Consider the following 7,156-nt stretch of genomic DNA (forward strand, 5'->3'; position numbering starts at 1 on the left):
AGCTCTAGAAGCTCTAGAATTCAACAAGCCAGCATTGCCTGTTATCAACAACGTTGATGTTGTTGCTGAAACAGACCCTGCAAAAATTAAAGATGCGCTTGTTCGTCAACTTTACAGCCCAGTTCGTTGGACTGAAGGTGTACAAGCGATGAACGAGCAAGGCGTTGAGAAGCTACTTGAATTAGGTCCTGGTAAAGTTCTTACTGGCCTAACAAAACGAATCGTAAAAACTATGACAGCTGCTGCAGTTAATGACACTGCATCACTAGAAGCTGCTAAGTAATAACCACTTAATAGAGAAGTTATGATGAATTTAGAAGGCAAAGTTGCACTAGTTACAGGCGCAAGCCGTGGTATCGGTCGTGCAATCGCTGAACTTTTAGTTGAGCGTGGTGCTAAAGTTATCGGTACTGCTACATCTGAAGGCGGCGCTGCTGCAATCAGTGAGTACCTTGGCGAGAACGGTAAAGGTCTTGCTCTTAACGTAACTGATGTTGACTCAATTGCTGCTACACTGAAAACCATCAACGATGAGTTCGGTGCGATTGACATTCTAGTTAACAACGCAGGTATCACTCGTGACAACCTACTAATGCGTATGAAAGACGACGAATGGAATGACATCATCGACACTAACCTAACCCCTATCTTCCGCATGTCTAAAGCTGTATTGCGTGGCATGATGAAGAAGCGTGAAGGTCGTATCGTTAACGTTGGTTCTGTAGTGGGTACTATGGGTAACGCTGGTCAAGCAAACTACGCAGCAGCGAAAGCTGGCGTAATTGGCTTTACTAAATCAATGGCTCGTGAAGTTGCGTCTCGTGGCGTTACAGTGAACACTGTTGCTCCTGGTTTCATCGAAACTGACATGACTAAAGCGCTAAATGATGACCAACGTGCAGCAACTTTGGCGAATGTACCAGCAGGTCGACTAGGTGACCCTCGCGAAATCGCTGAAGCTGTGGTATTTTTGGCGTCGCCTGCGGCAGCTTATATCACAGGTGAAACACTTCACGTCAATGGCGGTATGTACATGGTTTAAATTATGTGCAACATTTGTGCATGATTTAAGTCAAGATCATACGTAATTTCGGTTAAAATCGTGAAAATTGTGGTTTGACCAGAAAAGTTGACCTTGCAACTTTCAATAGATTGAATAAACTACGGAAAACATCGCATAAAGCGAACTCTGTAAAGGAAAAGAAAAAATGAGCAACCTCGAAGAACGCGTAAAGAAAATCATTGTTGAACAGCTAGGTGTAGACGAAGCTGAAGTTAAAAACGAAGCTTCTTTCGTTGATGACCTAGGTGCAGATTCTCTAGACACAGTTGAGCTAGTAATGGCTCTAGAAGAAGAATTCGACACTGAAATCCCAGATGAAGAAGCTGAGAAAATTACTACTGTTCAAGCAGCTATCGATTACGTAACTAGCGCTCAGTAATAATCTCTCCCAGGCGGTCACCTCGACCGCCTGTGTTTTCTCTAACTCATCTATCCTCATCTTAAATCACCTCAATCTCCGGAGTGTAAAATCGTGTCCAAGCGTCGTGTAGTTGTCACTGGCATGGGTATGTTGTCACCGGTAGGCAACACTGTAGAATCTTCTTGGAAAGCCCTGCTAGCTGGTCAAAGTGGTATCGTGAATATCGAGCACTTTGATGCAACCAATTTCTCAACTCGTTTTGCAGGTCTAGTTAAAGACTTTAACTGCGAAGAGTACATGTCTAAAAAAGATGCTCGTAAAATGGATCTATTCATCCAATACGGCGTCGCAGCAGGTGTTCAGGCACTTGATGATTCTGGTCTAACTGTTACTGATGAGAACGCACCACGTATTGGTGTGGCTATCGGTTCTGGTATCGGTGGTCTTGGTTTGATCGAAGCAGGTCACCAAGCGCTTACTGAAAAAGGCCCTCGTAAAATTAGCCCATTCTTTGTTCCGTCAACGATCGTGAACATGATTGCTGGTCACATGTCTATCATGCGTGGTCTACGCGGTCCTAACATCGCTATTTCTACTGCATGTACAACAGGCCTACATAACATTGGTCACGCGGCACGTATGATTGCATACGGCGATGCTGACGCAATGCTAGCGGGTGGTGCTGAAAAAGCATCTACACCACTAGGTATGGGTGGTTTTGGTGCAGCTAAAGCACTATCTACTCGCAACGACGAACCTCAAAAAGCTTCTCGTCCATGGGACAAAGGCCGTGACGGCTTCGTTCTTGGTGACGGTGCTGGCATGATGGTTCTAGAAGAGTACGAACACGCTAAAGCTCGTGGCGCTAAGATTTACTGTGAGCTAGTTGGCTTCGGTATGTCGGGTGACGCTTACCACATGACATCTCCAAGTGAAGATGGTTCTGGTGGCGCACTAGCAATGGAAGCGGCTATGCGTGATGCTGGCATTACTGGTGAACAAATCGGTTATGTTAACGCACACGGTACATCGACTCCTGCAGGCGACGTAGCAGAAGTTAAGGGCATCAAACGTGCTCTTGGCGAAGCTGGCAGCAAGCAAGTGTTGGTTTCTTCTACGAAATCAATGACAGGCCACCTTCTAGGTGCTGCAGGTTCTGCTGAAGCTATCATTACGGCTATGTCTCTGGTTGACCAAATTGTTCCACCAACAATCAACCTAGATGATCCTGAAGAAGGCTTAGACATTGACTTAGTACCTCACACTGCTCGTAAAGTTAGCAACATGGAATATGCTGCATGTAACTCCTTCGGTTTCGGTGGTACAAACGGCTGTTTGATCTTCAAAAAGATTTAATCATCTTATAAAAGACCTAAACGTCGTAGATAGTCATAATTAGACTTGTTTTTAAACGGCTTGATGCTTAGCATTGAGCCGTTTCTTTTTATGGGGAAAAACATGTTTTGGGTTGACGGACAAAGCCAGCAAACTATCGACATCTTAGATCGTTCGTTTCAATACGGAGACGGCTGTTTTACGACAATGCTTGTCCAAAATGGTCAGATCCAGCATTTTCAGGACCATCAACAGCGTGTCGATGAATGTCTAAAAGCGTTACGTATTTCTGCATTAGATTGGAATGTGGTTAACGTTTGGCTCAATAGCGCAATTCAACACATCCAAAACTGCCACTTCGAAAATGCAAATAAGTTCAATAGTAGAAAAGCCGGAATAAAGCTGCATGTTAGCCGCGGTGCTGGCGGCAGAGGCTACAGCACTAAGAACATTGCTAAGCCAACCATTACCATTAGTACGTTTGATTACCCAAGCCACTACGCAGAATGGCAAAACAACGGAGTTGAGCTCGGAGTTTGTCGCCAAGCATTAGGTTTGAGTCCATTACTTGCTGGTCACAAACATAACAATCGCTTAGAACAAGTATTGATGAAGGATGAAATGGATCAGGCTGGTGAAGTTGACGGTTTGGTTCTTGATATCTCAGGCAACGTGATTGAAACCACCATGGCCAATCTATTTTGGCGTCAAGGTGAGGTCATTTATACTCCGCAGCTTACCCAAAGTGGTGTTGCCGGCGTTATGCGTAAGCAAGTGTTAACGACGCTGAATCAAACTGAACTTTCCGTTACTATTGCTGACTACTGCTTATCTCAAGTCATGCAAGCTGACGAGGTTTTCATTACCAACTCCATTCTAGGGGTTGCCCCTGTTACCCGTATTAGTGAAACCCAATTCGACATTGGAACCGTTACTCGTAGCCTTCAAGGACAACTAAACTCGTGATCAAAAAGTTATTTATTTTTATTATCTTGTGCCTCATTGCAGCGGGCGCTGCTGGGTTCTACGTTTACAACCAAGCGGAAGATAACCTCAAACAAGTCATTCAACTAGAAAAGCCGCAGGTGGTTACCATTGCCTCCGGTAGCAGTTTTAATCGTGTACTTGCGCAGCTTATTAATGAAGGCCTATTTGAGGCATCTCCTTATGAGAAGTTAATCCGTAAGTTACATCCAGAGCTCGTTGATGTAAAAGCGGGTACATTCCTGCTAGAGCCGGGTTTAACGCTTGAGCAAGCGCTACAGGTTCTTGTCGAAGGGAAAGAGCATCAGTTTACTATCACCTTTGTTGAAGGCAGTCGTTTTGACGAGTGGCTTGTTCAGTTAAAGAACAATGAGTTTATTCAACAAACGCTTGATGGGGTTTCTGAAAAAGAGATCGCTGAAAAGCTGGGTATTGAAAATGAGAAGCTAGAAGGTCTGTTCTTAGCGGAGACCTACCACTACACCTACGGCACCACAGATTTAGATCTGCTAAAGCGTGCGCATCGCGATCTCATGAACGTTGTGAACGACGAGTGGGAAAAGAGAGCGGACAAATTGCCTCTTAAGTCACCTTATGAAGCGCTGATTCTGGCATCCATCATTGAGAAAGAGACTGCTGTTGCTTCAGAGCGTGAACGTGTATCGTCTGTGTTCGTTAACCGTTTGAACAAGCGTATGCGTCTACAAACGGACCCAACAGTAATTTACGGAATGGGCGATAGCTACGATGGCAACATCCGTAAGAAAGATCTAAGAACCCCAACGCCATACAACACATACACTATGAGTGGTTTGCCGCCAACGCCGATTGCTATGGCCGGTCGAGCGTCAATTAATGCGGCCCTGAACCCAGAAAAGAGTAACTACCTCTATTTTGTCGCGAGTGGCACAGGTGGGCACGTATTTTCAAAGAGTTTGGCTGAGCACAACCGTGCAGTACGAGCTTACTTAAAACAATTAAGAAAAAACAAATAAAGAACGAATTATGAATCAGTCGAAATTTATCGTGGTTGAAGGCCTTGAAGGTGCGGGTAAAAGCACAGCTATCAATGCCATCGTTGAGACATTGAAAGCATCTGGTGTTGAAGAGCTCGTAAACACTCGTGAACCTGGCGGTACCGTGCTGGCGGAAAAGATGCGCTCACTGGTTAAAGAAGAGCACGAAGGCGAACAGCTTCAAGACATGACTGAGTTACTGCTGATGTACGCTGCACGTGTTCAATTAGTCGAAAACGTGATTAAGCCTGCTTTAGATAGCGGTAAATGGGTATTGGGTGATCGTCATGATATGTCTTCTCAAGCGTATCAAGGTGGTGGTCGCCAGATCGCGCGTACGACAATGGAATCATTGAAAGCAACCACGCTAGGCGATTTTAAGCCGGATCTAACTCTATACTTGGACTTAGACCCTAGAGTAGGGCTTGAGCGTGCACGTGGCCGTGGTGAGCTAGATAGAATTGAAAAGATGGATATCTCTTTCTTCGATCGCACGCGTGAACGTTACCTTGAGATTGCTGCGCAAGATGATTCGGTTCTTGTGATCAATGCAGAGCAAGAGATAGAACAAGTAGCCGCAGATATTAAGCAAGCGCTTAGTACGTGGCTAGACCAACAGTAGGTAGTCATGGCGGAAGTGTATTCTTGGCTCACACCAGTTTGGAGTGAGTGGAAAAAAAGCCTCGATTCTGAGCGTTTTCCTAATTCGGTGATTGTTAATGCGCCGGAAGGGTTGGGCGTTGAAGCTCTCATTAGCCAACTTACCGATGCATTAATGTGCACAAACTATGAAAGTGAGGCGTGTGGTTTTTGCCATAGCTGTGAGTTAATGAAGTCGGGCAGTCATCCTGATTTTCATTTCATCTCGCCAGAGAAAGAAGGCAAATCGATCACGGTTGATCAAGTTCGTGCTAGTAATCGCTGGGCTCAAGAGTCATCCCAGTTGGGCGGTTTACGCGTTATCTTGCTTGAGCCTGCTGAAGCGATGAACGAGTCGGCTTCTAATGCTCTTTTGAAAACTCTCGAAGAGCCATCAAGCCAGTGTATTTTCATTTTATCGACTCGTAACAGTAATCGCCTAATGCCAACCATCATAAGCCGCTGTCAGCAGTTCAATGTGGTGAGCCCACAATTGGAAGCGGGCTCAGCATGGCTTGACGGGGAAGTGGGTAAGGTCGTTCCTGCGTATATTTTGGCACTTAACGACAATGCCCCGTTGAAAGCGAAAGCGATGTTTGAAGAGGGCGGTGTAGAGGCTTCCGAGAAAGTGTTCGACGGTTTCGTTAATATCATCAAAGGCACTCAGCCTGACATGCTTAAGTTCTCGACTGAACTTGCTAAAGATCCTTTGATGCAGTTTGGTTGGTTATGGCACTTACTTTCAGATGTACAGAAGTTGCATTTCGGTTTGGCAAATAATGCCATAACCCCAAGTGCTAACGCGCTGTGTGAGGTGATGTCTTACCAAAGCGCCTATACTGCAGCACATAAACTGTTGATACTGATTGAGCAGTTGAAGCAACACCCTGGGCTCAATACGGAGCTACTCATAATGAATTGGCTGATAGCCACTTGCGAGGAAACATGTTCGTAGATTCCCACTGTCATTTAGACAAGCTGGATTACCAAGATTTACACACCAGTGTAGAAGATGTCGTGAACAAAGCGAAAGCAGCGAATGTTGATCAACTACTTTCTGTAGGTGTGACACTAGATTCGTTTGAAAACATGCTCGAAATGATTGCGCCGTTTGATAACGTTAACGCGTCTTGTGGCGTTCACCCTCTTGATGTTGAGAGTGACTTTAGTTTAGAAAGAATGCGTGAATACGCGAGCAATTCTAAAGTCGTTGCCATCGGTGAAACTGGCCTTGATTACCATTACCAGCCTGAAACGGCTGAACTGCAGCAACTGCGATTTAAACAGCATGTTGAGCTTGCGGTTGAACTGAACAAGCCTTTGATCATCCATACCCGTAATGCGCGTGAAGATACACTTACTATTCTTCGTGATGGTGGTGCAGAGAAGTGTGGTGGTGTAATCCACTGCTTTACCGAAGATCAGGCATTTGCTGAAGCGGCCATGGAGCTGGGCTTTTATATCTCAATTTCAGGTATTGTGACCTTTAAGCAGGCAACAGAACTTAAAGAGGTCGTTAAGAATCTGCCGTTAGATAGGCTACTGATTGAAACGGATTCTCCATACTTAGCACCGATTCCATATCGTGGAAAGCAGAATCAACCTGCATATGTTGTGGAAGTGGCGGCCTACATCGCGCAATTAAAAGGTGTATCGATGAAAGAGGTTGCTGAACAAACGACCAAAAATTACCAAAAACTTTTTTTGCGATAAAAAACTAACTAAACAAATAAAAGGGAGCGAAAGCTCCCTTTTTGT

At 45.0% G+C, this 7,156-nt stretch carries 8 protein-coding genes and 1 pseudogene; all 9 read left to right on the forward strand.

Features of this window, described 5'->3' with window-relative positions; translation table 11 throughout:
- Window positions 1-283: pseudogene (locus tag BCT81_RS22015) on the forward strand (ACP S-malonyltransferase); the annotation flags it as partial.
- A gap of 24 nt (window positions 284-307) precedes the next feature.
- Window positions 308-1,042, forward strand: coding sequence for a 3-oxoacyl-ACP reductase FabG (fabG, locus tag BCT81_RS22020; protein ID WP_004737380.1), 735 nt, complete (start codon window positions 308-310; stop codon window positions 1,040-1,042).
- Between the two features lie 166 nt (window positions 1,043-1,208).
- On the forward strand, window positions 1,209-1,442 hold the full coding sequence (acpP, locus tag BCT81_RS22025; protein WP_004737381.1) for an acyl carrier protein: 234 nt from the start codon (window positions 1,209-1,211) through the stop codon (window positions 1,440-1,442).
- A 93-nt stretch (window positions 1,443-1,535) separates the two neighbouring features.
- Complete coding sequence (gene fabF, locus BCT81_RS22030; RefSeq protein WP_004737382.1) at window positions 1,536-2,780, forward strand: beta-ketoacyl-ACP synthase II; 1,245 nt, start codon at window positions 1,536-1,538, stop codon at window positions 2,778-2,780.
- Between the two features lie 102 nt (window positions 2,781-2,882).
- On the forward strand, window positions 2,883-3,725 hold the full coding sequence (pabC, locus tag BCT81_RS22035) for an aminodeoxychorismate lyase (RefSeq protein WP_102425840.1): 843 nt from the start codon (window positions 2,883-2,885) through the stop codon (window positions 3,723-3,725).
- Window positions 3,722-4,738, forward strand: a complete 1,017-nt coding sequence (gene mltG / locus BCT81_RS22040) for an endolytic transglycosylase MltG (RefSeq protein WP_102425841.1) — start codon at window positions 3,722-3,724, stop codon at window positions 4,736-4,738. Before pabC ends, mltG begins: the two co-directional genes overlap by 4 nt.
- Before the next feature lie 10 nt (window positions 4,739-4,748).
- Window positions 4,749-5,381, forward strand: a complete 633-nt coding sequence (gene tmk / locus BCT81_RS22045; protein WP_008223645.1) for a dTMP kinase — start codon at window positions 4,749-4,751, stop codon at window positions 5,379-5,381.
- A gap of 6 nt (window positions 5,382-5,387) precedes the next feature.
- A complete protein-coding gene (locus BCT81_RS22050; RefSeq protein ID WP_102425842.1) occupies window positions 5,388-6,353 on the forward strand; it encodes a DNA polymerase III subunit delta' in 966 nt (321 codons plus the stop codon).
- Entirely contained in the window at window positions 6,344-7,111 is a 768-nt protein-coding gene (locus BCT81_RS22055; RefSeq protein ID WP_102425843.1) for a YchF/TatD family DNA exonuclease, read from the forward strand. The genes BCT81_RS22050 and BCT81_RS22055 overlap by 10 nt, the downstream gene beginning before the upstream one ends.
- Window positions 7,112-7,156 lie beyond the last annotated feature (45 nt).

It is taken from the genome of Vibrio sp. 10N.261.52.A1 (genome assembly GCF_002876325.1).
Lineage (GTDB): Bacteria > Pseudomonadota > Gammaproteobacteria > Enterobacterales > Vibrionaceae > Vibrio > Vibrio chagasii.

Coding starts and splice junctions, on each gene's coding strand:
- acpP (WP_004737381.1), top strand. CDS start 1,209: ATGAGCAACCTCGAAGAACGCGTAAAGAAAATCATTGTTGAACAGCTA.
- BCT81_RS22055 (WP_102425843.1), top strand. CDS start 6,344: ATGTTCGTAGATTCCCACTGTCATTTAGACAAGCTGGATTACCAAGAT.
- tmk (WP_008223645.1), top strand. CDS start 4,749: ATGAATCAGTCGAAATTTATCGTGGTTGAAGGCCTTGAAGGTGCGGGT.
- pabC (WP_102425840.1), top strand. CDS start 2,883: ATGTTTTGGGTTGACGGACAAAGCCAGCAAACTATCGACATCTTAGAT.
- fabG (WP_004737380.1), top strand. CDS start 308: ATGAATTTAGAAGGCAAAGTTGCACTAGTTACAGGCGCAAGCCGTGGT.
- BCT81_RS22050 (WP_102425842.1), top strand. CDS start 5,388: ATGGCGGAAGTGTATTCTTGGCTCACACCAGTTTGGAGTGAGTGGAAA.